The following is a 562-nucleotide window of genomic DNA, read 5'->3' on the forward strand; positions in this document are numbered from 1 at the left end:
GGGGTGAAGTCGTAACAAGGTAGCCGTATCGGAAGGTGCGGCTGGATCACCTCCTTTCTAAGGATATTACGGAAACGTACTGTGTTGGTTGTTCAGTTTTGAGAGATCAAACTATGAAAATAGCATGTTCTCCATTATTGAATGGGCCTGTAGCTCAGCTGGTTAGAGCGCACGCCTGATAAGCGTGAGGTCGGTGGTTCAAGTCCACTCAGGCCCACCATTCAAAAATGGGGCCTTAGCTCAGCTGGGAGAGCGCCTGCTTTGCACGCAGGAGGTCAGCGGTTCGATCCCGCTAGGCTCCACCATTTAAATGTTCCATAAAACACAAGCGTTCATGTTGTGTTTTATATGTAACCTTAAAATGAATTGAACCTTGAAAACTGGATAAGGAATTATGACTCATCTATCGATGAGATCATGATGACAAGACATCTAATTGATTTATATAAATGTCTTTTCACGAAGATAGTTAAGTGAATAAGGGCGCACGGTGGATGCCTTGGTACTAGGAGCCGATGAAGGACGGGACTAACACCGATATGCTCCGGCGAGCCGTAAGCAG

General features: G+C 46.1%; 2 tRNA genes and 2 rRNA genes. All 4 read left to right on the forward strand.

The window, feature by feature from the left end:
* A 16S ribosomal RNA gene (locus ACXAJH_RS20460) occupies positions 1-57 on the forward strand; the annotation flags it as partial.
* Between the two features lie 86 nt (positions 58-143).
* Positions 144-220, forward strand: a tRNA-Ile gene (locus ACXAJH_RS20465).
* A 9-nt stretch (positions 221-229) separates the two neighbouring features.
* Positions 230-305, forward strand: a tRNA-Ala gene (locus ACXAJH_RS20470).
* Between the two features lie 162 nt (positions 306-467).
* Positions 468-562: ribosomal RNA gene (locus tag ACXAJH_RS20475) — 23S ribosomal RNA — on the forward strand; the annotation flags it as partial.

The organism is Halobacillus sp. ABD4_316, from assembly GCF_056161385.1.